This is a genomic window from Cupriavidus sp. SIMBA_020 (assembly GCF_046535395.1).
In the GTDB taxonomy this organism is placed as follows: domain Bacteria; phylum Pseudomonadota; class Gammaproteobacteria; order Burkholderiales; family Burkholderiaceae; genus Cupriavidus; species Cupriavidus campinensis.
On the sequence record NZ_JAWRWU010000697.1, the window covers coordinates 1 to 268 of the forward strand.

At 73.5% G+C, this 268-nt stretch carries 1 protein-coding gene; it reads left to right on the forward strand.

The window, feature by feature from the left end; all coding sequences use genetic code 11:
- A partial coding sequence (locus SB751_RS31115) for an NAD(P)H-dependent oxidoreductase subunit E (RefSeq protein WP_410749156.1) occupies positions 1-167 on the forward strand: 167 nt, incomplete at its 5' end.
- Between the last annotated feature and the right edge of the window lie 101 nt (positions 168-268).

A 268-nucleotide genomic window follows, 5' to 3' on the forward strand; every position in this document is an offset into this window, starting at 1 on the left:
CTGCGCACGCGCCGGGCGACGTCGCGCTCGAATCGGTCTACTGCCTGGGGCTGTGCGCACAATCGCCGTCGATGACGGTCAACGGCGTGCTGCACGCGAAGGTCACGCCCGAGAAGTTCGACGCGCTGCTCGCCGACGCGGCCGCCCACGCCCCGGAGGCCGCATGACGACCCGCATCTACGTTCCGCGCGATTCGTCCGCACTGGCGCTCGGCGCCGACACCCTTGCCGCCGCGATCGTCGCGGAAGCCGGGCGGCGCGGCGTCGCG